The sequence below is a fragment of the Thiomonas delicata genome (assembly GCF_900088825.1).
In the GTDB taxonomy this organism is placed as follows: domain Bacteria; phylum Pseudomonadota; class Gammaproteobacteria; order Burkholderiales; family Burkholderiaceae_C; genus Thiomonas_A; species Thiomonas_A delicata.
Genome location: NZ_LT592171.1, coordinates 1,523,411 through 1,543,878 on the forward strand (window position 1 = coordinate 1,523,411; position 20,468 = coordinate 1,543,878).

Here is a 20,468-nt window from a genome sequence, read left to right on the forward strand (position 1 = left end):
GCACAGGCAAGACAGCACGGCAGTCAAGCGGGAGGGCTTGCGCCGCCCACCAGGCGCTCCTCCACGAGACGGCGCTGCCAGTCCTTGCTCCATCCCAACACCGCATCGGCGGGCATGGGCCGGGCGATGAAATACCCCTGCGCGATGTCGCATCCCGTGGTCTGCAGGAAAAACCAATCCTGCTTGTCTTCCACGCCTTCGGCGACGACTTCCATGCCGAGCTGCTTGGCGAGATTCAGGCTGGCCTCGAAAATCGCCCTCAATTTGGGATCCTGCCAGGCGTTATGCGTGAACCCGTAGTCGATCTTGAGCTGATCGAACGGCAGGTCGCGAAGCTGCACCAGCGAGGAATAGCCGTTGCCGAAGTCGTCGATGGACAGGCAAAAACGCTTGAGCCGCAAGCGCGTGAGCACGTCGAGCGCGGTGGACAGTTCATGCATCAGACCGCTCTCGGTCAATTCCAGCGCCAGCTGCCGCGGCTGCACATCGCTTGCCAGCGCCTGCAGCACCACCCAGTCGGCGAAGTCGATCTGCCCCAGATCCTGCATCGACACGTTGATGGCCACCTGCAAGGGCAAACCCGCCTGGGTCCAGCTCCGGGTCTGGTTGAGCGCGCCTTTGACCACGGCGCGCGTGAGATCCTGGATCAGGCCATGCTCCTCGGCCACTGCAATGAACTGGTCGGGAAACACCAGGCCGTCATGGGGATGCATCCAGCGCGCCAGGGTTTCCACGCCAAGAAACGCCCCGGTCTCCACCACCACCTTGGGTTGGTAGTAGTTGATGATTTGCCCTTGCGCGATGGCCGCCGCGACCTCGTCGCGGCCATAAGTCTTGCGGGCCGTCTTGGCCTTGGCGCGCACCTCGTTGTCACATAGGCCAAGCAAGTCGTTGAGCTTGTCGCGCGAGGGCGGCTTGGGCAATGCCCCCACCACGCGCAACTGCTGGTTGCGCGCCAGCCGCTCGGTGGCTTGCAGCATCACGGTGTCTTCGCCGCTGACGAGAATCAGGCATCCCCGGTACCCGCAAGTGGCCAAATGGCGCACGAACTCCACGCCGTCCATGCCCGGCATGTTGATGTCGAGCAGGATCAAGTCGGGCCGGGATTCGGGCGCGCCGCACAACTCCAGCGCCTCGGCACCGTTCTCAACGCCCCTCACCTGCGAATACCCGAACTGGGTCAGCATCGTGCTCAAGAGTTTGAGCATGAAAGGATCGTCGTCGAGAATGAGGATGCGCGTGCTTGTCATGTCCGTCATCTTGTGTTTCCCTCCTTGCCTTTCATGGCCAGATCAGCCATGCACCGATCCACCGCCTCCAGAACGGCGTCGAGTTCGTCCTCGAATCCCGGTAAAAGGGTCGCGACCTTCTCTCGATCGCCCGATTTCCCGGCCGCCTCCAACTGCCTGCATGCCTCGCCCAGAGCCAGGGCCCCGACGCTGCGCGCCGAGGATTTGAGCTTGTGCGCGTGAAAGCCGACATCCTCCAGCCGTCCCTCGGCAAACCCCGACACCAGGGCGTCGGCGGTCGGCACGCTGCGCAGCCGGAACTCCTGCAGCAGCGTCGCGATCAGGTCCGCGTCATCGCCAACCAGGGCTTTGAGCACGTCGAGATCGAGATGAACGTTTGTTGCTCGGTTCCCGCCCTGCGCCGGCTCCCCGCTGCGGACCTGAGTCTCGGACTGGACGGGCGGCAGCCATTTCTCCAGCGTCTCCTTGAGGCGCTCGATCGAAACGGGCTTGGACAAATAGTCGTCGATGCCCGCCGCCCTGCAGCGCTCGGCCTCGCCCCGCTGGGCCGCGGCCGACAAGGCCACGATCGGCGTGCGCGCCAGAATCCTGCGCGCCTCCTGCTCGCGCACGGCGGCGGCGAACTGATAGCCGTCCATCACCGGCATGTGCAGATCGCTGAGCACCAGCCCGTACTGGCCGCTGGCCCAACGCTCCAGGGCCAGTTGCCCATTGGGAACCAGGTCTGCGGCCAGCCCGATGATCTCCAGCTGGGAGCGAATGACGAGTTGATTGACCTCGTTGTCCTCGGCCACGAGAATGAGCCGCCCTTGGCGCTGCGCTTCCTCGCGGGATGGCGCCTGCACCGCCCTGCCGCGCTGGGCCTGAATCGTGGGCAGCTCTTCCGCCACCGCGCGCCCCGCGGCGACCGCCACCGCCTCCAGGATGCGCCGGCGGGTGAGCAGGTTGCCATCGACCTGCACCACGTCGTGCGCCAGCCGCCTGGGCTTGAGGCGCCGGCCGCGGTTGATCGACAGGTGCTGCACCAGCAAGAAATTCAGATCCGCGCCGTGGATCTGATGCGCCGCGTCGCGCATATTGGCCAGGTCGGGAACACCGGTGAACTCCAACACCCAGACCCACAGGGCGGGAAGCGGCTTGGGAAACGCGCGCAAGGCATCCAGATCCGGCGCACGCAGCACATCGGCCCCGGCCTGCTGCAGATGCAGCGCGATGTCGGCCGCCATGCCGGCCTGCGGGCCGATGACCAAGCAGGACAACCCGGCCACGGGCGACGGCGGCTCGGGCGCTTGCTCCAGTTTTCCGAGCGGCAGGATGACGGTGAACGCGCTGCCCCGGTCGGGGGCGCTGATCACGGAAATCCGCCCCCCATCATGCTCGTGAGGCGGTGGCAGATCGCCAGCCCCAGACCGGTGCCGCCGTAGCGCTTGGTCGTGTTGGCATCGGCCTGCTCGAAGGGCTGGAACAGCTTGTTCTGGGTCGCCGCGCTCATGCCGATGCCATTGTCGCGCACGATGCATTCGACCCAGACCCGGCCGTCCTCCTCCATCATCAGCTGGATGCGCAAGGCGACCTGCGCAGCGCGCTCCAGGCCGCTGGAGAACTTGATCGCGTTGTTGACCAGATTCGTCAGCACCTGCCGGATGCGCAGCGCATCGCCGGAAGCAAGCCGTGGAATGCGCGGGTCGACGAAAAGCGTGAGTTCCACCCCTTTCTTCATGGCCACCGGCTGCTCCAGCATGCACACGGCCTCGACCATGTCCTCGACGCAGAACGGCTCGGGCGCGAATTCCAGCTTGCCGGCCTCGATCTTGGACAGGTCCAGGATGTCGTTGATGATGTTCAACAGGGTATGCGCCGAATCGTGAATGATCTCGGCCATCTTGGCCTGCTGTCCGTCGAGGCTGGTCTGCCGCAGCAGATCCAGCATGCCGATGACGCCGTTGAGCGGCGTGCGGATCTCATGGCTCATCGCGGCCAGGAAATCCGACTTTGCGCGGCTGGCCTCCAGCGCCGTGTCGCGTGCCTGCTGCAACTCGCCGATCAGGCGTTTGTGGCCGCGCAGATCGTGCATGACGCCCACGAAGTAGCGCTGTTCGCCGATCCTGTACTGGTTCACCGCCAGTTGCACCGGGACGATGCTGCCATCCCTGTGCTGGGCGGTCACTTCGCGTCCGAACCCGATGATGCGCGCCTGGCCGGTCTCGAGGTAGCGGTCGAGATAGCCGTCATGCGCCGTGCGGTACGGCTCTGGCATCAGGGATGAAACATTGCCGCCCACCAATTCCTCGCGGGCGTATCCAAGCAGGCGGCACAGCGCGGAATTGACCATCAGGACGGTTCCATTGGCGTCGATGGTGATGATGCCGTCGGCGAGGTTTTCGACCACCGCGGCGATCTGGATCTGGCTGGCCTTGAGCGCGTCCTCCTGGGCCTGCAGCCGCGCCGAGGTGCGGTTGAGGGTGCGGCCCAGCGTCTCGATCTCGACATTGGCGGTCGACACCCGCATCTGCTGGCCGCTGACGTCGCCCAGGCCCTGAACGAAGCGGGTCGCGCGTACCAGGGCGTTCAGCGTCGGCCTGATCAGCGCATACAGCAGCGCGGTATCGAGCACGACGAACAGCAGCAGAAACAGGCCGCTGTTCACGATCAAGCGGGTGGCCTGGGCCGGAATGTCCGTGGTCGAGACCTCCATGCGCAGCCATCCCAGTTTGCCCCGCTCGATGGGATGCCAGAGCACGAGCGACGCCGCCCGCAAGTCCTTCGGCAGACCCGGGCCGAAGTTGTCGGGCGCATAGATCCAGGCGGCGCGGCTCCCGCCGGCCTGCGGCGGCGTCAAAACACCCTCGCCATACACGGCCCGGGCGGTGCCGCCGGGCTCGCGCAGAACCTGGCCCAGAATGCGATGCTGGCGATCGACCAGGGTCAGGGAGCGCACGCCGGGATAATCGGCCGCGCTCTCCAGCAGTTGTTCGATCGAACCGTAGTCGCGGGTCAGAATCAGCGGCGCCGCGCCCAGGGCCAGGTTTTCGGCGACCGCATGGATTTGCGCCTGTGTGTCGGCCCGTCTGAAACCAATGAATTCGGACACGATGTAGGACATCACGCCGGCCAGATTGGCGAGGACGAGAATCGCCGACAGCAGGAGCAGTTGGATGTTGAAATGCCTGGGAAGCAGGCGCCGGACCCAGGCTTCGCGCTGGCCAACCGCGCCGGATGCGATGTTGTCCATTCAGGGCGCGGGGTTGACGATGAAGCGCTGGATGCCGAGCTTTTCCAGGGGCGCGTAGTCCCGCGCGAAATCAGCCCTCACCGGGTCGTTCAAGAACGTGGCGTCGAGCAGGCGGCGGCCTCCGGCAGTGCCGCGCAGCGCCAGCAGCGCGGCCACGAGCTTTTGCCCCTCGGCCTGCGTCACGCGTCGACTGGCCGCCAGCGGATGTGGCGGCACCCCCGGCGTGGTGTAGAGAATCCGCAACTGCGACTGCAATGCCGCGGGCTCCCTGGCGAGGGTTTCCTTGATCCCGCCGCCGGCGGCCGCCTCGCCCAGCGCGACGGCGCGGTAGACGTTTTGATGGCTGCCGACATATTCAGGCCTGATATCCAGATGCTTGTCCGCAAGTTCGACGCGAATCAGGAGCGAGGCCCCGAAAGCATTCGCTGCCGGAAAGGCCAGGGTCTTGCCATTGAGCTGGCTCAACGCCGTGATGGGCGAATCGCGCCGCACCACCAGGATGCCGTTGAGCAATCGGCTGTCGCGCACGAGGGGCCGGTAACCCTGCTCCTGCCTGGCCATCACCATGTCGTAGGGATTCACGTAGGCGAGATCCGGAACGCCCTTGAGCAAGGCCGCCTCGAAGTCGGAAATCTTCGCGTAGGCGAGCAGCTTGAAGTGATAGCCCGTGACCTGTTCGAGGCGATCCAGCAGAGGCTGCCAATCCTGGTAGACCCGCACCGGCGCGAACTGGGGAACCACGGCGACCGTGAACGTCGGCTCCGCCGCTTGCCCGGCCGCCATGCTGGCGCCCCAGGCCGAAACCGCCAACAGAAACGCCCGCAGCCAAGATCTCATTCCTTCTCCCAGAAAGCTGTCAATATCGCCAGACCGCACCAGAATACGACGACGCAACGTCGCACGTTGCCAGCGATGGACGAATAACCATGACAAATTCTGCCGTTTGGCCGGGATATCCGGCATCCGGTTCGCGCCGGGAAACAACCCCGCGCTTGCACGCGGCGCGGCTACGCGTCGACCCCTACCAGGACCCGGATATGCGCGGCCGCGCTGCGGCCCAATGCGCCCAGGTTATAGCCGCCTTCCAGGCAGGACACGATGCGCCCGCCGCAGCATTGCGCGGCAAACTCGTGCAGGACGCGGGTGATCCAGGCGTAGTCGGCCTCCACCAGGCCCATCTGGCCGAGGTCGTCGTCGCGGTGGGCGTCGAAGCCGGCGGAGATGAACAGCATCTGCGGCTCGAACCCGCGCAGGCGCGGCAACCACTGGTTCTGCACCACTTCGCGCACCCGCGCGCCGCCGGTGTAGGCCGGAAGCGGCACGTTGAGCATATTGGCCGCGGGATGCTCGGTGCCGGAGAACGGATAGAAAGGGTGCTGGAAAAAGCTCGTCATGAGCACGCGCTCGTCGCCGGAAAAAATATCCTCGGTGCCATTGCCGTGATGCACGTCGAAATCGACGATGGCCACGCGGGACAGTCCGCGCACGTCGAGAGCGTGGCGTGCGGCGACGGCCACGTTGTTGATGAAGCAAAAGCCCATGGCCTGCGCGCGCATTGCATGGTGGCCGGGCGGGCGCACGGCGCAGAAGGCGTTGTCGAGCACGCCGTCCAGCACGGCGTCGGTGGCGGCGATGGCGGCGCCCGCGGCGCGCCGGATGGCTTGCCAGGTGTGCGGGTTCATCAGCGTGTCGGGATCGATCCAGGCATAGCCATCCTCGACTTGCCCCTTCTCGCGCAACTCGGCGACGTGCAGCGCGGAGTGCGCCAGCTGCATCGCCTGCTCGCTGGCCAGCGGAATGTCGCCGGGGCGCTGAAGCACCCAGTCGAGGCCGGACGCGATCAGCTGGTCGTCGATGGCGGCCAGGCGCTGCGGGCATTCAGGGTGGTGCATGCCCATTTCGTGCAGCCTGCAATCAGGGTGGGTGTAGTACCCGGTGCGCATACGGTCTCCTCGTTCGCCTCGTGCATCGCAACGCAGCGGGCGGAAAATCCGGCCGTCTGGCCCTCGGCCACGCGCGCCGCCGCGCCGAAGGCACAATGGTGTTTGTATTGTGCTACCGCGGATCAAACCGCATTCCACCATCCATGAACCCCCAACTCGCCGCCCTGGTCGCGCAGATCGACAGCGTGCTGGTCGGCAAGCACGCCCAGGCCGAGCTTGCGGTGTGCTGCCTGCTCGCCGGCGGCCACCTGCTGATCGAGGACCTGCCGGGTGTCGGCAAGACCACCCTGGCCCATACCCTGGCGCGCACCTTCGGCCTGGAATTCTCGCGCGTGCAGTTCACCGCGGACCTCATGCCCGGCGACCTGCTCGGCATGACGGTCATCGAGCGCGCCAGCGGCCAGTTCACCTTCCACCCCGGCCCGGTGTTCACCCAGGTGCTGCTGGCCGACGAGATCAACCGCGCCCCGCCCAAGACCCAGAGCGCCCTGCTCGAAGCCATGGAAGAACGCCAGGTCACCATCGACGGCAACACCCGCGCGCTGCCCTCGCCGTTCTTCGTCATCGCCACGCAAAACCCGCACGACCAGCGCGGCACCTATGCGCTCCCCGAATCCCAGCTCGACCGCTTCCTGATGTGCCTGTCGCTCGGCTACCCGGATGCCGGCGCCGAGCGCGCGCTGCTGCTGGGCGAGGATCGCCGCACGCTGCTGGCCCGCCTTCCCGCCCTTCTGGACACCGCCAGCCTGGCGCAGCTGCAGGAGCAGGCGCAGGCGGTGCACGTCGCCGACGCCTTGGTGGACTATGTCCAGCGCCTGCTCGCCGCGACGCGCGACACCCGCCGCTTCTCCGAGGGACTCAGCCCCCGCGCCGGCCTCGCGCTGCTGCGCGCCACACGCGCCCACGCCCTGCTGCAGGGACGCGACTACTGCAGCCCCGAGGACGTGCAGGCCGTGCTGCCCGCCGTGTGCGTGCATCGCCTGCGCCCGACGGCCGAGGCCGGTTCGACGCGCGACGCCGTGCAGGCGCAGGTCGCCGAACTGCTGAGGCAGATCGGCATCTAGCCGACGGGTGCCCGACATGCGCCGGCGAGTCGCGCTGCCTGCCACGCACGCCGGTGCATACGGCATGCCGGCCCGCGCCCCCCAAAGCGCCGGGAAACCGGCATGACCAAGCCCGCGGCTTCCGCCTTGAGCCAGCCCCGAGGGCGCCCCGCGACTGGGCTCTTGCGCAACCGGGGCCTGTCGCCCGCCGGTGGCCTGCGCGAGCGCTTTGCCCGCTGGGCGCAGCAGCGGCACGACCCCGGCGCCCAGACCCTGCTCAGCCACCGCAACGTCTACATCCTGCCCACGCGCGCCGGCTGGTTCTTCGCCCTCACGCTGCTGGTGCTGCTGGTGGCCGCGATCAACTACCAGCTCAACCTCGGCTATCTGCTCACCTTCTTGCTGGCGGGCAGCGCCCTGGCCTCGCTGCACGTCACCCACAACAATGTGCGCGGCTTGGCGCTGGCAGCCCGCCTGTCCGACGACGCCGTGTTCTACGCGGGCCAGCCCGCCGCGCTGCGCCTGCAACTGCACAGTCCCGGCCGGCAGCGCTGGGGCCTGCTGGCGGCGCCCGACGGCCAGGGCTTCCATGCCGTGGACGTCGGCCGCGACACCACCCTGGACTTCGCCCTGCCCTGGACCCCGCGGGCACGCGGGCATCAACCCTGGCCACGGCTGGTGGTCGAAAGCCGCTATCCGCTGGGCCTCTGGCGGGCCTGGAGCGTGTGGCGGCCAGGCGCGTCGATCTGGGTCTATCCCGCCCCCGAAACGCCGGCGCCTGCGCTGCCCGCGCAACGGCATGTCCGCAGTGAAGGCCAGAACATCGCGCGCCTGACGCCGGGCGACGAACTCGACGACCTGCGCACCTACCGCCGCGGCGACCCGCTGCGCCACGTGGTCTGGAAAAAGACGAACGCGGACGACCTCATCGTGCGCACCGCCACGCCCGCCACCGCCCTGCCCGAGCGCTGGCTGGACTGGAACGACCTGCCCGCGACGCAAGCCCTGGAGGCGCGCCTGTCGCGCCTGTGCGCCTGGGTGCTGGCCGCACAGCGCAACCCCCAGCCCTTCGGCCTGCGTCTGCCCGGACATGAAATCGCGCCGGGCAGCGGCGCCGCGCACACGCGCCGCTGCCTGCGCGTGCTGGCGACTTATGGGCAGGCAAGCGGGCAGGCAAGCGCCTCGTCCTGAAGCCATGCAGGCCGCACGAGGTTCCAAGCTTCCTCGCCGCTGGCTGGCGCAATTGCGCGGCCTGCCGCGCGACGCGCGCGACACTTTGTTCCTGCTCGCGGTGGCGGGCATCACCCTCGTGCCGTTGACGCCCCACCTGCCGCCGTGGGCAGGCCTCGGCGCGGCCGCCCTGCTGGCCTGGCGCGCGGTCCTGGCCTGGCGCAGCCGCCCGCTGCCGGCGCGCTGGATGCTGGCGGCCTTGCTCATCGCCGGCGCCGGCCTGACGCTGTGGCAGTTTCGCACCATCTTCGGACGCGATCCCGGCATCGCGCTGGTGAGTCTGCTGCTGGGTCTGAAGGCCCTGGAAACCCGCAACCGGCGCGACACCTATGTGCTGTTCTACGTCGGCTTCTTCGGCGTTTCGGCGAATTTCCTGTACTCGCAATCCGCCTTCACGGCAGGCTGGATGCTGCTGGCCACCGCCGGCTGGATCACCGCCCTGATCAACGCCAACCTGCCCGCCGGCGAGCCGCCGCTGCGCCAGCGCTTCGGCCTCACGCTCAAGCTGCTAGCTTTCGGCACGCCGGCCATGGTGGTGCTGTTCCTGCTGTTTCCCCGCTTCGCGGGGCCGCTGTGGGCCCTGCCCAGCTCGGCGGGAAGCGCCACCGGCCTGACCGACCGCATGGACGCCGGCTCCATCGCCAGCCTGGCGCGCGACGACAGCGTCGCCTTCCGCGTCAAGTTCCACGGCCCGCGCCCGCCGGAACGCGAGCTGTACTGGCGCGGCCCGGTGCTCACCCTGTTCAACGGCCAGCAGTGGAGTCCGCTGCCCGTGACGCCGCTGGAACTGCGCCCAGGCTACGACCCGCCGCGCAAGCTGCGCACGCAAGGCCCTGGCGTGCGCTACACCATCACGATGCAGCCCTCGCAACAGCCCTTCGTCTTCGCGCTGGACGCGGCCGAAGGCGCCCCCACGCTGCGCGGCCAACCGCAAACCGAGGTCTATCAATTGTCGGACCTGCAGTTGCGCGCCAACCACCCCATCACCCAGCTCACCCGTTACGACCTCACCTCCTACCCACAATTCAGCTATGGCCCGCGCACCTTGAGCCGGCATTTCGAAGCCGATCTCGAACTTCCGCCGGGCGACGACCCGCGCACGGTCGCGCTCGGCGAGCGACTCGCGCGCAAGGCCCAGGCCGAAGGGGGCGGCCCGCTGCAGGTGGCGCAGGCGGCCTTGCAGATGTTCCGCCGCGAACCTTTTCGCTACACCCTCGATCCCGGCCCCTACCCGGGACGAAACCAGGTCGACGACTTCCTGTTCGACCGCCGCGTCGGCTTCTGCGAGCACTACGCCCAGGCTTTCGTCGTGCTCATGCGCGCGGCAGGCATTCCGGCGCGGGTCGTCACCGGCTACCAGGGTGGACGCGAGAATCCCATCGACCACACCTGGGTGGTGCGCCAGAGCGACGCCCACGCCTGGGCCGAATACTGGGTGGCGGGCCGCGGCTGGCTGCGCGCCGATCCGACGGCCATGGTCGATCCCGCCCGCGTCGACCGCAGCGGCCAGACCCTGGCCGCGCGCGAACCGCTGCTGGGCGTTGCCGCCTTCGGCCCGCGCGATACCGCCCTGCTGCTGCGCCTGCGCAATCTGGGCGACGCGCTCAACAACAGCTGGAATCAGTGGATTCTGGACTACGGCCAGGCCCGCCAGTACGCCCTGTTGCGCAAACTCGGCATGAACCAGCCCGACTGGCGCCAGCTCTCGGCTTTGACCCTTGCCGCGCTCAGCCTTGCCGTCAGCGTCATGGGCCTTCTGCTGGTGTGGGAGCGCCGCAGGACCGACCCCTGGAGCGACGCCTATGCGCGGCTGCGCAAGCGCCTGGGCGAGTACGGCATCGCCGGCACGCCGGCGGACGCGCCCCTCACGCTGGCCGCACGGGTGCGGCGCAGCGCGCTGCCGCCTGGAGCCGTCGCCTCGGCTTGCGCGCTGCTGCAAGACCTCGAGCGCTGGCGCTATGCCGCCCCATCGCAAGCGAGGACGCAACGCCAGCGCCTGGCCCAACTCCGGCGCGCCGTCAGGCGCTGGCGGCCAATCCCTTGAACCGCGCGCCGGGCCCGATCGGTTTCGGCCGAGGCGCTCCGGGTCACTAGAAATGGTCGACCAGGTTGATCGAGGTGAATGTGTCGGTTTTTTTCAGCCCCGCAGAAACCTTCGAGTTGTGCAGGACGGTATACGACACCTTCAGCGCCAAGGCCCCGGTGATGGACGTGGTCAGCCCCGAGACAACCTCCAACTCGGTGTTCTGGCTACCCGCAATGGCCGTGAGCTTCTGGCTGAAGTGGGCCCTCCGTGAGAAACGGTACTGGAATTTCCCGTGCAGGCGGAGAATCGGTTCCTTTCCGGTCGGCCCTCCGATCAGTCTGGACTGGCGATAACCGGCGCCGATTTCCGTGCTGAGGATCACCCGCCGGGTGTGCGCCAGCAGGCGGCCGATGCCGAGGGAAGCCGAGGCCTGGTAGCTGTAGCCCGAGAACTGGTCGTGCGTGCCGCGCAGATTGGCGAAAACGAAATCCGACGGCGCCAGCGCGTATTTGGAGTCCAGCGAACCGTAGGTCCGGTTGGCCGTGGTCGTTCCGGAACTGCTGACGTGCAGCGTTCCCAGCCGCGCGGTGTCGGTCCACGGCCCGCTGGTGTAATTCAGCTTGAACTTGGCGTCCAGGCTCGATGTCTCGGTGTTGCCCGTGGTGGCGACGCCGCCGAGTTCGGCCGAACCGGTCCACGGGCCATGATCCGCTGTGCCCGATGGCGGTGCGCCTGCCGGATCGGCGGCGAAGGCCGGGCAGCAGAGCGCGGCGGCGAAACAAACGACCCATTGAGGTCCATGCTGCATCGTGTTTTCCCTCCGAAGTGAAACCCAGAACGACACCATCGGCACGGATGCCCGACGGTGTCTGCGGTCCCCCCGCAGATCGAAAACATGCGGTGCGAATCGAGGCCCTGGCACGCGACCGCGCCAGTGCCCCTCCACGCCAAGCCACTGCAATGGCTCTCAGAATTCAACTCGAACGGCGCCGCAGGCAGGCCCTGCGGCGCCATGCATCCTGCCCGCTATCAATCGCTAAAATTCACAGACCAAGCATGGATCCGTGATTTTGTTCACGCCTACAACCGGGAGTCTGCCATGAACGCCAAACGCTTAACCAGCCAAGTCGTCACCACCCTGCTCAGCGTGGGCCTGCTCGTCGCCGCCCCTGCCGCGAAAGCAGAACTGATCGGCACCCAACAACTCACCGCGCAGAATGGGAACGGGCAAGATGCCCCCTTGGCACGTGACCGCCAAACGGTCGACAACTTTCTGGCTCGCGCCGATGTGCAGAAAAAGCTCGAGCAGATGGGCTTGAGCCAGGAGGTGTCGCAGCAACGCATCGCCGCCCTGAGCGACGCCGAGGTGGCCACGCTGGCCGACAAGATCAACAGCATGCCGGCGGCCGGGGCGCTGGGCTTCCAGGACATGGTGATCATCCTGCTGGTGGCCATCCTCGTGGTTCTGGCCGTCTGATCGCGTGACGGTTCCACGGCTTTTCCGCCCGGGCCAAGCGGCGCGCCTGGCGCCAGGTGCCGCCGCGCTGCTGGTCTGCGGCATGCTCGGCGGTTGCGCCCTGCCGGGCGCGGGCCCTCCCTACGTGGCGCAATACAGCCATGGCGCCCTGGTCGATCAACCGGCCGGGCTGCCCGCCAGCGCGCATGTGCAGGGCGTGCCGTTCTACGCCGACGACCGCAGTTATTGCGGGCCTGCCTCGCTGGCCTCGGTCCTGCGCTTCTCAGGCGTCCCGACCACGCCGCAACAACTCGTGCCGCAGGTCTACACCTCCAAACTCGACGGCACCCTGCAATACGACATGCTGGGCGCCACGCGCCGCGCCGGGCGGGTGGCCTACGTCATTGCGCCCAAGCTCTCCGCCTTGTTCGCGCAGGTGGCCGATGGAATTCCCGTCGTCGTGCTGCAGAAGGTGGGACTGGGATCCGGCGACTGGCATTTCGCCGTCGTCACCGGTTATGACCTGCGCGCCGACGCCGTGACCCTGCACTCCAGCACGGCGCGCGATCTGGTGATGTCGATCGACCAGTTCGACCGTTCCTGGGCGCAAGGCCAGCGCTGGGGCTTCGTCGCGCTCGAACCCGAGCAGTTCCCGGCCGGCGTGACCGAGTTCGACGCGCTGCGCGCCATCGCCCCGCTGGAACGCGTGGCGCCGGAAGCGGCGCGCCAGGCCTACGCGGCGGCCCTGCAGCGCTGGCCGCATGCCTGGATCGCGATGATGGGCCTCGGCAACCTGGCGTATGCCCGCAAGGACTACGCGCGGGCGGCCATCCATTTCGCACAGGCTTCCCGCGCCCATCCGAACGACGGCGATCCGCTCAACAACCTGGCCCAGGCCTTGCTTGCCGCGGGGGATCTGCACGCGGCGCAAGACACGATTGCGCAGGCCATACGCCTGGGCGGCCCTCAGTTGGCGGTCTACAAAAAAACGCAAGCCGAGATCGAGCGAGCGATGCGGCCATGAAGCTGCCGTCGGCGCCGCTCGGGGCCTGACGGCCGGCGACTAAACTGGGCCGCGGGCGCAGATCATGCCGCCCGCCGCGCACCACGTTTGTTCCCCGCCCCGCACCCGCCCCATCCCCATGCCATCCCGCCGCCGTTTCGTGCACCACGCATCCGCCTTGCTGGCCGGCACGCTGCTGGTCCCACGGGCACGCGCGGAAAGCAGCGGCACTGCCGATGCCAGCGCCGCGTTGCGCTACGCGGGTTCACCCCGTGTGGACTCACTCGCAGCCCAGCTTGCGCAGCAAACCGGGCTGGACGCCGCCTGGCTTGCCGCCCAGATCGGCCAGGCGCAGTTCCAACCCGCGGTGACCCAGCTCATCATCCCGGGCAAGCCGGGCCAGAAAAACTGGCAGGTCTACCGCAGCCGCTTCGTCGAACCGGTGCGCATCGACGCCGGGGCGGACTTCCTGCAGGAGTTCGACGTCTGGCTGCGCAAGGCGGAGGCCCGTTTCGGCGTGCCGCGCCACATCATCGTCGGCATCCTCGGCGTCGAGACCATCTACGGCCGGCACATGGGCAACTTCCGCGTGCTCGACGCGCTGGCCACGTTGTCGATGGATTTCCCCGCCGCCGCGCCCAAGGACCGCAGCGCCTACTTCGCCAGCCAGCTCGGCGACTACTTCCTGTGGTGCCGCCAAAGCGACTTCGACCCCACTGCGGTGAAAGGCTCGTACGCCGGCGCCATCGGCATGCCGCAGTTCATGCCGGGCAATATCCTGCGCTACGCCGTGAATTTCGAGGGCGGCACGAAGGTGGACATCATCAACAGCCCGGCCGACGCCATCGGCAGCGTCGGCAACTACCTGGCAGGCCACGACTGGCAGCCCGGCCAGCCCACGCATTTCCCGCTGCTGGTGCCGAGCGACGTTCCACCCGAGACCCTGGCAAAATTGCTCGAGCCCGACATCGTGCCGAGCTTCACGCCGCAGGAACTGCGCGCCGCAGGCCTGCCGCTGCTGCCGCGCGTGCTGGACTATCCCGGCAAGCTGGCCGTGGTGCAGCTGCCCAACGCCGGGAGCAAGCCCGACTACATTCTGGGTACCGACAATTTCTATGTCGTCACTCGCTACAACCACTCGGCCTTCTACGCATTGGCCGTGATCGAACTGGGGCAAGCGGCCATGGCCGCCGCGCAGGGATGAGACACAGGGCGTGGGCGCGGCGCCGACAACCGGGATGATGCGATGAACCGACCCTTTCCCCTCTGGTCCATCACCGCCTCGCTGCTGGCAAGCTTTGCGCTGTCCGGCTGCGGCGTGGTGGCCGCGCCTTGCCGCGTGGCTTCGGCCGGGATCAAGATGATTCCCGTCATCGGGCACGCGGCGGCTGTGCCGACCGATGTGTGCGCGGGAGTGATCGATCCATGACCCAAGCCGCACCTCCGATCCGGGCCTTCGTCTTCGATGCCTATGGCACCTTGTTCGACGTGGCCTCGCCCGTTGCCGCCTGCGCCGAGGCCCTGGGCGAGCCGGCCGCCGCGTTGGCCAGGCTCTGGCGCGACAAGCAGCTGCAATACACCTGGCTGCGCACCCTGCAGGGACGCTATGCGGACTTCGCCCAGGTCACCGCCGACGCGCTGGACTTCGCGCTGGACACCCTCGGCATCCACGACGCCGCGCTTCGGCAGCGTCTTCTCGACGCCTACCGCACGCCGAGCGCCTACCCGGATGCCCCGGCCACGCTCGCGGCGCTGCATGGGCGCGGATTCCGCCTCGCCATCCTGTCCAACGGTACGCCGGAATGGCTGGACACCGCGGTGCGCGCCAGCGGGCTCGGCGCCTCGCTCGACGCCGTGCTCTCGGCCGACACGGTCGGCGTCTACAAGCCGCATCCCGAGGTCTACCGTCAGGCCGAACGTGCCCTGGGCCTGCCGGCAGCGGCGATCGGCTTCGTCTCGTCCAATGGCTGGGACGCCTATTCCGCGAGCGCCTACGGTCTGCAGGTGGTGTGGTGCAACCGTGGCGGGCAGGCCGCCGAAAGGCTGCCTGCCGCGCCGCCCTACCAAGTCAGCAGCCTCGACGCCTTGCTGGATTTGCCCAAACCCCCGGCGCGGGTGCAGACATAGCGTGAACAGGCCCTAGACGCCGTCAATGCGCGGCGGCGATGCGTGGCCGCGCACGCAGCGCCACATGGATGCCCGCGAAGATCAGTGCCGCGCCAAACAGGTGGTACAGCGCAATGCCTTCGTGCAGGAACAGATAGGACAGCAGCGCGGCGAACACGGGCGCGAGGTTCCCGAAATAGGCCGGGATCTGCGCTCCGGTCCGCGCCACCGCCGTGCCCCAGCACACATAAGCCAGCAAGGACGCCAGCACCGCGGCATACGCGATCGACAGCACCACCGGCGCCCCCCAATGCGTGCTCTCGCCCAGCACCCAATGTTCGTAGGCGGCGAAAGGCGCGATGAACAAAGTGCCCCAGGCCATTTGCGCCGAGAGCGACACGAAGGGCGACAGGCCGAGCGGACGGCGACGCAGCTCCCAGGTGTAGAAGCCCCAGAGGAACACCGCCAGCAGCATCAGCAGATCACCGGGCGCGAGCGTCAATTGCAGCAGATGGGTGAGCTGCCCCTTGGTGACCACGACGATCACGCCCCCCACCGACAAGGCGGCACCCCACCAGGACCCCGCGCCGATCGGCTCGCGGTAGAACACCGCGCCGATCAGCAGGATGAAGACCGGCGCGGCCGAAGTGATGAGCGAGACGTTCAGCGGCGAGGTGGTGTGCAGCGCCACGTACTGCAGCGAGTTGTAGCTCGCCACGCCGACAAGGCCCATGCAGGCCAACGGCTTCCAGTGCCGGCGCAGCACCGCGCGCTCGCGCCACAAGGCGGGCCCGGTGAACAGCAAGGAGACCAGCAGCGCGAAAAACCAGCGGTCGAAACTCAGCGCCAGGGGCGGAATCTGCCCGACCATCAAGCGGCCGACCACGGCGTTTCCGGCCCAAAGCAGAGGTGGCAGGGTCAGCAGGAGAACCGTGCTGAAATCAAGTTTGGTGTGCGCGCGCATCCGGCCATTATTCCAAGCGGCACCGATCCTTGCTCGCAACCCTGTGGCCGCCGGCTTGCGGCCTGCTCGGATTCTCGACCCGGCGGCTATCTGGCGGCCGCTGCGCGGCGGGCGCCTGCCAGCGCCTCCGGAGGCGCGGATTGCGCTTGCGTCCAGCGCAAATGCCAATAGCGCCGCTGGCTCTCGCGCCAGGAACGCAGCATGCCGGGTTCGGCATCGCGCCATAGCAGGGCGCCGTCCCGGTCGGTACGGCGCACCGGCAACCCAAACTCGGCATAGCGCCGCATGACGTCGGGGTGTGGATGTCCGTAGCTGTTCATGAAACCCACCTGGATGGCGACGAGGCGCGGATGCACGGCCAGCAGAAATTCGGCGCTGGACGAGCTCTTGCTGCCGTGATGCGCGGCCAGCAGCAGGTCGGCCGCGAGCATCTCGGCCCGAGGCCCGGCCGCCAGCAGCCTTTCCTGCGCCCGCTCGATGTCCCCCGTGAGCAGCAGCGAGGCGTACCGGCTGGCCACGTGCAACACGCAGGAATGCGCGTTGGTGCGATGCGCGGGCGTGGCATCCCCGGGCTGGGGATGCAAGAGGGCGAATTCGACGCCATCCCACACCCAGCGCATGCCCGCGACACAGGGCTGGGCACTGGCATAGCCCAGTGCGAGCACGCGCTCGCGCGCCACCGAACTCACGGCAGCGGTCCCCGGATAGGCCCGCGCCAGGGAAACCGCTCCGCCGATGTGGTCGGCATCGGCATGGCTGAGCACGACCTTGTCCAGCCGCCGCTCGCCCAGCGCATGCAGCAGGGGCAACAAGATGCGTTCCCCGGCGTCGCTCTGCGGCCCCAGGGTCGGTCCGGCGTCGAACAAGAGCGTGTGCTTCGCCGTGCGCACGATGATGCCCATGCCCTGACCCACGTCCGCGAGCCAGGCCTCCACATGCCCATCCTGTGGGCGCTGGCCCGGGTTGAACAGCAACGGCGCAAGCAGGGCAAAACCCGGAACGCGAAGACGCCATGGCCAGGGCAAGACCAGCGCCAAGACGCCCAATGCCGCCAACGGCAAGGCCGGCCATGCCGGGGCCGCCGCATGCCACTGCGCCTGGGGCCATGCGGCGATCTGCGCCAGCAGCCATGCAAGCCAAGCTTGCGCCCATGCCGCCGCCTGCCAGACCCACGTGTCGAGCGGAGCCGGCAGGATCAGCCCGAGCACGGATAACGGCGCCACCCAGAGGGTGACCACCGGGATGGCCACGGCATTGGCCAGCGGCGAAAGCAAGGCGATTTGTTGAAAAAACAGCAAGGTCAGCGGTGCGAGCGCCAGCGTGACCGCCCATTGCGAGCGGCCCGCTGCCTTGAGTCGCGCCAGGCTCGACTGCCCCAGCGTCTGCCGGCCATCGGGCGCAGTGGCCTGTTGCCGGATGCCCTGCTGGTCCTGCCGCGCCACGGTCGACGGGTCGGACAGGAACAGGATGGCCACAGCGCAGAACGACAGCCAGAAGCCCGGCTGCTGCACCGCCCAAGGATCCCACAACAGCACGGCGCAAAGCGCCCATGCCAGCGTTTGGAGCCAGCTCAATCGCAAGCCGGCCATGCGCAGCAAAAGGCCCGCGCCCAGCATGAGCAACGTGCGTTGCGCCGGCACGCCGAAGCCGGCGAGCAGGCAATAGGCGGTGGCCGCCAGCAGTCCGCAGGCCGCCGCGACCGTCGGCGCCGGCAGCCACAACGGCCCAGGCCTGCGCAGGCGCGCGGTGCGGCGCCACAACGCAGCCGCCGACCAGGCCGCGATCCAGGCCAGCATGGTGATGTGCAGGCCGGAAATGCTCATCAGATGGGCAACGCCGGTGATGCGGTAAACCGCCCATTCGCGCGAGGGGATGGCCGCCTGATCACCCAGCGCCAGCGCGGCGATGACGCCTGCCTGCGGGTTGCCGGACAGCGCCGCATCGATGCGCGCGCGCAGCGCGTCGCGCAGCGACTCGAGCGCCAGCGCGGAGCTGCCGGCCAAGCGCCCGAGCGGCGTGGGTGGTTCGTAACGCCTGGCCTGGCTGACCGTGGCGGTGGCGCCGACCCCCTGCTCGAACAGCCACAGCTCGGCGTCGAAACCCGCCGGATTGGCGCTCCCATGCACCGGCTTCAAGCGCAAGGGCAGCCGCCACACCTCGCCGGGATGCACCAGCGGTGGCGCGGCCATGACGGCCTCGGCTTCGCCGCTGCCCGACGCGGCATCCGACCAGTCCTTGCGCGGACGCGGCGCGTGCCAGGACACCAGAATGCGCGCGGGCATGCCTGGCACGAGATGCAAGGGGACGAAGACGAAGCGGGTGCTGTCCGGATGGCGCACAGGCAGGCTTTCGACCACGCCTTCGACAGGCATTACCTGGCCCCAGAGCGGCGGCGCCAGGCGGTCGGCCAGCCGATGCCCGGCGCGCCACCCGGCCGCGCCATAAGCGAGACACGCCGCCGCGGCCAGGGCCAGGACCGCTTGCAACGCGGCGATCGCGCGTCGCCTGCGGCCCGGCGCCGCAGCGGCCTGCTCGGCGTTTCGGCCTGCTGCCCGTTCGCCCACGCCCCGCCAGCGCGCGCGCAGCGTGACGGCGCCCGACACCACCAGCCAGGCGATCGCCGCTGCGCACATCCAGAGATACGTCCGCGACGGCCAGAGGGTCGCCTGCTGCATTTGCAGCAGACTTCCGAGCAACAGGCCGAGCGCGATTGTGGGCATCCGACATCGTTTCCGTGATGCCCCAATTGTTGCATTTAGTTTCACATTGCTCGTGGCCGGCGCGTCCTGGTGTCAAAATGAGCACAACACGATCGAGCCAGCACCATGCCCACGACCTCGACCCTGCGCATTGCCGCGGTCTCCGACATCCACGGCAATCTTGCCGCCTTGCATGCGGTGCTGGACGACATTGCGCGGCGCGGTGCCGACCTCATCGTCGACTGCGGCGACCTGCTCAGCGGGCCGCTGTGGCCGCGCGAGACCGCCGAGCTGCTGATGCGTCTTGATTGGCCGTCCATCGCGGGCAATCACGAGCGCCAGTTGCTGGCCTGCGCCCAATCGCCCGGCGGGGCGCCGGATCAGTTCGCCTTCGAAGCCTGCGAGGACCGGCACCTCGCCTGGCTCGCTGCCCTGCCCGCGTCCCGCACACCCGTGCCGGATGTCCTGATGGTGCATGGGCGGCCGGAAAATGATCTGGACTATCTGCTCGAAACCGTGAGCCCGGACGCCGGCGCGGCGGGCGCGCGCCTGGCGCGGCCGCAGGAAATCGCCGCGCGGCTGAAGGGACTGGATCGGCCCCAGCTACTGCTTTGCGGCCACAGTCATCAGCCGCGTGTCGTGCGGCACGGGCCGAGCCTGCTGGTGAACCCAGGAAGCGTGGGTCTACCCGCCTTCGACGACCTTCATGGCGGGTTTCACGTCATCGAAACCGGTAGCCCGCACGCGCGCTACGCGCTATGCGAGCGCCGCGCGGGACGCTGGAGCGCGGCGCTGCTCGCGGTGGATTACGACTGGGATGCGGCGGCGCGCAAGGCGCGCGCCGAAGGGGCCGCGGACTGGGCCGCGTGGCTGGAAAGCGGCCGCGCGATGTAAGCCCGCCGCGGCGCCGCGACGTGGTCAGTCCGTGCTCAGCGCCTGCCAGGGCAGGTCCCAGGCACCGGACAAGAGCTTGTCCAGCCAGAACGCGCCGATCACGGTCTTGACGTCGGTGACGGTCCCGTCGCGGACCCAGTCCAGGACCTGCCGCGGTTCCGCCTCGAAGACGTCGAGAAACTCATGGGCGTCGAGCTGCTGGCGCCCAGGAGTCAGATCGCGCGCCAGCACGAGGTGGATCGCCTCGTCGGAATAGGAAATGGCGTTGTTGATGATGCCGATATAGGCCCACTCGCGCGCCGTGTAGCCGGTTTCCTCGCGCAGTTCTCGCTGGGCGCAGACTTGCCAGCTCTCGCCGGGGTCGAGCTTGCCCGCCGGGAACTCGATCATCACGCGGTGCATGGGCGTGCGCCACTGCCGCTCCATCAGCACGCGACCGTTGGCCAGCAGCGGGATGACCATGACGGCGCCGGAATGCCTGATGTATTCGCGTTCGGCCAAGGCGCCGTCCGGCAGGCGCACGGTATCGCGCTGCACGTGCAGGAAGTTGCCGTCGAACACCCGGTGCGAGGACACCACGATTTCCTGCAGGTCGGCGTGCACGGGCTCGGTCATGGGCTGC

18 protein-coding genes are annotated in these 20,468 nt (G+C 68.3%); 9 read left to right on the plus strand and 9 right to left on the minus strand.

Going from position 1 to position 20,468, the window contains the following annotated elements; all coding sequences use genetic code 11:
• Nucleotides 1-23 precede the first annotated feature (23 nt).
• The 5 genes from THIARS_RS16740 to THIARS_RS16760 all read right to left on the minus strand — a co-directional run bounded on the left by THIARS_RS16740 (nucleotide 24) and on the right by THIARS_RS16760 (nucleotide 6,425).
• Entirely contained in the window at nucleotides 24-1,259 is a 1,236-nt protein-coding gene (locus THIARS_RS16740) for an EAL domain-containing response regulator (RefSeq protein WP_094161876.1), read from the minus strand.
• Nucleotides 1,256-2,605, minus strand: coding sequence for a response regulator (locus THIARS_RS16745; RefSeq protein ID WP_094161877.1), 1,350 nt, complete (start codon nucleotides 2,603-2,605; stop codon nucleotides 1,256-1,258). The genes THIARS_RS16740 and THIARS_RS16745 overlap by 4 nt, the downstream gene beginning before the upstream one ends.
• Nucleotides 2,602-4,482, minus strand: a complete 1,881-nt coding sequence (locus THIARS_RS16750) for a hybrid sensor histidine kinase/response regulator (RefSeq protein WP_094161878.1) — start codon at nucleotides 4,480-4,482, stop codon at nucleotides 2,602-2,604. The genes THIARS_RS16745 and THIARS_RS16750 overlap by 4 nt, the downstream gene beginning before the upstream one ends.
• Nucleotides 4,483-5,319, minus strand: a complete 837-nt coding sequence (locus THIARS_RS16755) for a phosphate/phosphite/phosphonate ABC transporter substrate-binding protein (RefSeq protein WP_186436728.1) — start codon at nucleotides 5,317-5,319, stop codon at nucleotides 4,483-4,485.
• Between the two features lie 170 nt (nucleotides 5,320-5,489).
• A complete protein-coding gene (locus THIARS_RS16760) occupies nucleotides 5,490-6,425 on the minus strand; it encodes a histone deacetylase family protein (RefSeq protein ID WP_094161880.1) in 936 nt (311 codons plus the stop codon).
• Nucleotides 6,426-6,568: 143 nt separating this feature from the next.
• Between THIARS_RS16760 and THIARS_RS16765 the strand changes: the two genes are divergently transcribed.
• The 3 genes from THIARS_RS16765 (at nucleotide 6,569) to THIARS_RS16775 (ending at nucleotide 10,742) form a co-directional block, all read left to right on the plus strand.
• Nucleotides 6,569-7,489, plus strand: a complete 921-nt coding sequence (locus THIARS_RS16765; protein WP_094161881.1) for an AAA family ATPase — start codon at nucleotides 6,569-6,571, stop codon at nucleotides 7,487-7,489.
• A 102-nt stretch (nucleotides 7,490-7,591) separates the two neighbouring features.
• Nucleotides 7,592-8,659, plus strand: a complete 1,068-nt coding sequence (locus THIARS_RS16770) for a DUF58 domain-containing protein (RefSeq protein WP_094161882.1) — start codon at nucleotides 7,592-7,594, stop codon at nucleotides 8,657-8,659.
• Nucleotides 8,660-8,663: 4 nt separating this feature from the next.
• Nucleotides 8,664-10,742, plus strand: coding sequence for a transglutaminase TgpA family protein (locus THIARS_RS16775; RefSeq protein WP_094161883.1), 2,079 nt, complete (start codon nucleotides 8,664-8,666; stop codon nucleotides 10,740-10,742).
• A gap of 46 nt (nucleotides 10,743-10,788) precedes the next feature.
• Here the strand turns inward: THIARS_RS16775 and THIARS_RS16780 are convergent, their stop codons facing one another.
• Nucleotides 10,789-11,532 (minus strand): DUF481 domain-containing protein, encoded by a 744-nt coding sequence (locus tag THIARS_RS16780; protein WP_186436729.1) that lies wholly within the window; start codon nucleotides 11,530-11,532, stop codon nucleotides 10,789-10,791.
• A gap of 291 nt (nucleotides 11,533-11,823) precedes the next feature.
• On the opposite strand from THIARS_RS16780, the gene THIARS_RS16785 reads away from it, so the two are divergent.
• From THIARS_RS16785 to THIARS_RS16805, 5 genes are all read left to right on the plus strand, one after another.
• Nucleotides 11,824-12,201 carry a PA2779 family protein gene (locus tag THIARS_RS16785; protein ID WP_094161885.1) on the plus strand — a complete coding sequence of 126 codons (378 nt, stop codon included), beginning with the start codon at nucleotides 11,824-11,826 and terminating at the stop codon, nucleotides 12,199-12,201.
• Between the two features lie 4 nt (nucleotides 12,202-12,205).
• Nucleotides 12,206-13,204 carry a PA2778 family cysteine peptidase gene (locus THIARS_RS16790; RefSeq protein WP_245845962.1) on the plus strand — a complete coding sequence of 333 codons (999 nt, stop codon included), beginning with the start codon at nucleotides 12,206-12,208 and terminating at the stop codon, nucleotides 13,202-13,204.
• A gap of 118 nt (nucleotides 13,205-13,322) precedes the next feature.
• Nucleotides 13,323-14,387: a lytic murein transglycosylase B gene (gene mltB, locus THIARS_RS16795; RefSeq protein WP_186436730.1), complete on the plus strand. Its 1,065-nt coding sequence runs from the start codon at nucleotides 13,323-13,325 to the stop codon at nucleotides 14,385-14,387.
• 42 nt (nucleotides 14,388-14,429) lie between these two features.
• Nucleotides 14,430-14,612 carry a DUF6726 family protein gene (locus THIARS_RS16800; RefSeq protein ID WP_094161887.1) on the plus strand — a complete coding sequence of 61 codons (183 nt, stop codon included), beginning with the start codon at nucleotides 14,430-14,432 and terminating at the stop codon, nucleotides 14,610-14,612.
• A complete protein-coding gene (locus THIARS_RS16805) occupies nucleotides 14,609-15,310 on the plus strand; it encodes a haloacid dehalogenase type II (RefSeq protein WP_094161888.1) in 702 nt (233 codons plus the stop codon). Before THIARS_RS16800 ends, THIARS_RS16805 begins: the two co-directional genes overlap by 4 nt.
• 22 nt (nucleotides 15,311-15,332) lie before the next feature.
• Here THIARS_RS16805 and THIARS_RS16810 read toward each other — a convergent pair whose 3' ends face one another.
• Both THIARS_RS16810 and THIARS_RS16815 read right to left on the minus strand, forming a co-directional pair.
• Nucleotides 15,333-16,253: a DMT family transporter gene (locus tag THIARS_RS16810; RefSeq protein ID WP_094161889.1), complete on the minus strand. Its 921-nt coding sequence runs from the start codon at nucleotides 16,251-16,253 to the stop codon at nucleotides 15,333-15,335.
• An 86-nt stretch (nucleotides 16,254-16,339) separates the two neighbouring features.
• Nucleotides 16,340-18,973 carry a DNA internalization-related competence protein ComEC/Rec2 gene (locus THIARS_RS16815; RefSeq protein ID WP_094161890.1) on the minus strand — a complete coding sequence of 878 codons (2,634 nt, stop codon included), beginning with the start codon at nucleotides 18,971-18,973 and terminating at the stop codon, nucleotides 16,340-16,342.
• 123 nt (nucleotides 18,974-19,096) lie between these two features.
• Here THIARS_RS16815 and THIARS_RS16820 point away from each other — a divergent pair, with 123 nt between their 5' ends.
• The gene (locus tag THIARS_RS16820) at nucleotides 19,097-19,846 is read left to right on the plus strand and encodes a metallophosphoesterase family protein (RefSeq protein WP_186436759.1); all 750 of its coding nucleotides are present in this window, start codon (nucleotides 19,097-19,099) and stop codon (nucleotides 19,844-19,846) included.
• Between the two features lie 24 nt (nucleotides 19,847-19,870).
• Here THIARS_RS16820 and THIARS_RS16825 read toward each other — a convergent pair whose 3' ends face one another.
• Nucleotides 19,871-20,461, minus strand: a complete 591-nt coding sequence (locus tag THIARS_RS16825; protein ID WP_094161892.1) for an NUDIX domain-containing protein — start codon at nucleotides 20,459-20,461, stop codon at nucleotides 19,871-19,873.
• Between the last annotated feature and the right edge of the window lie 7 nt (nucleotides 20,462-20,468).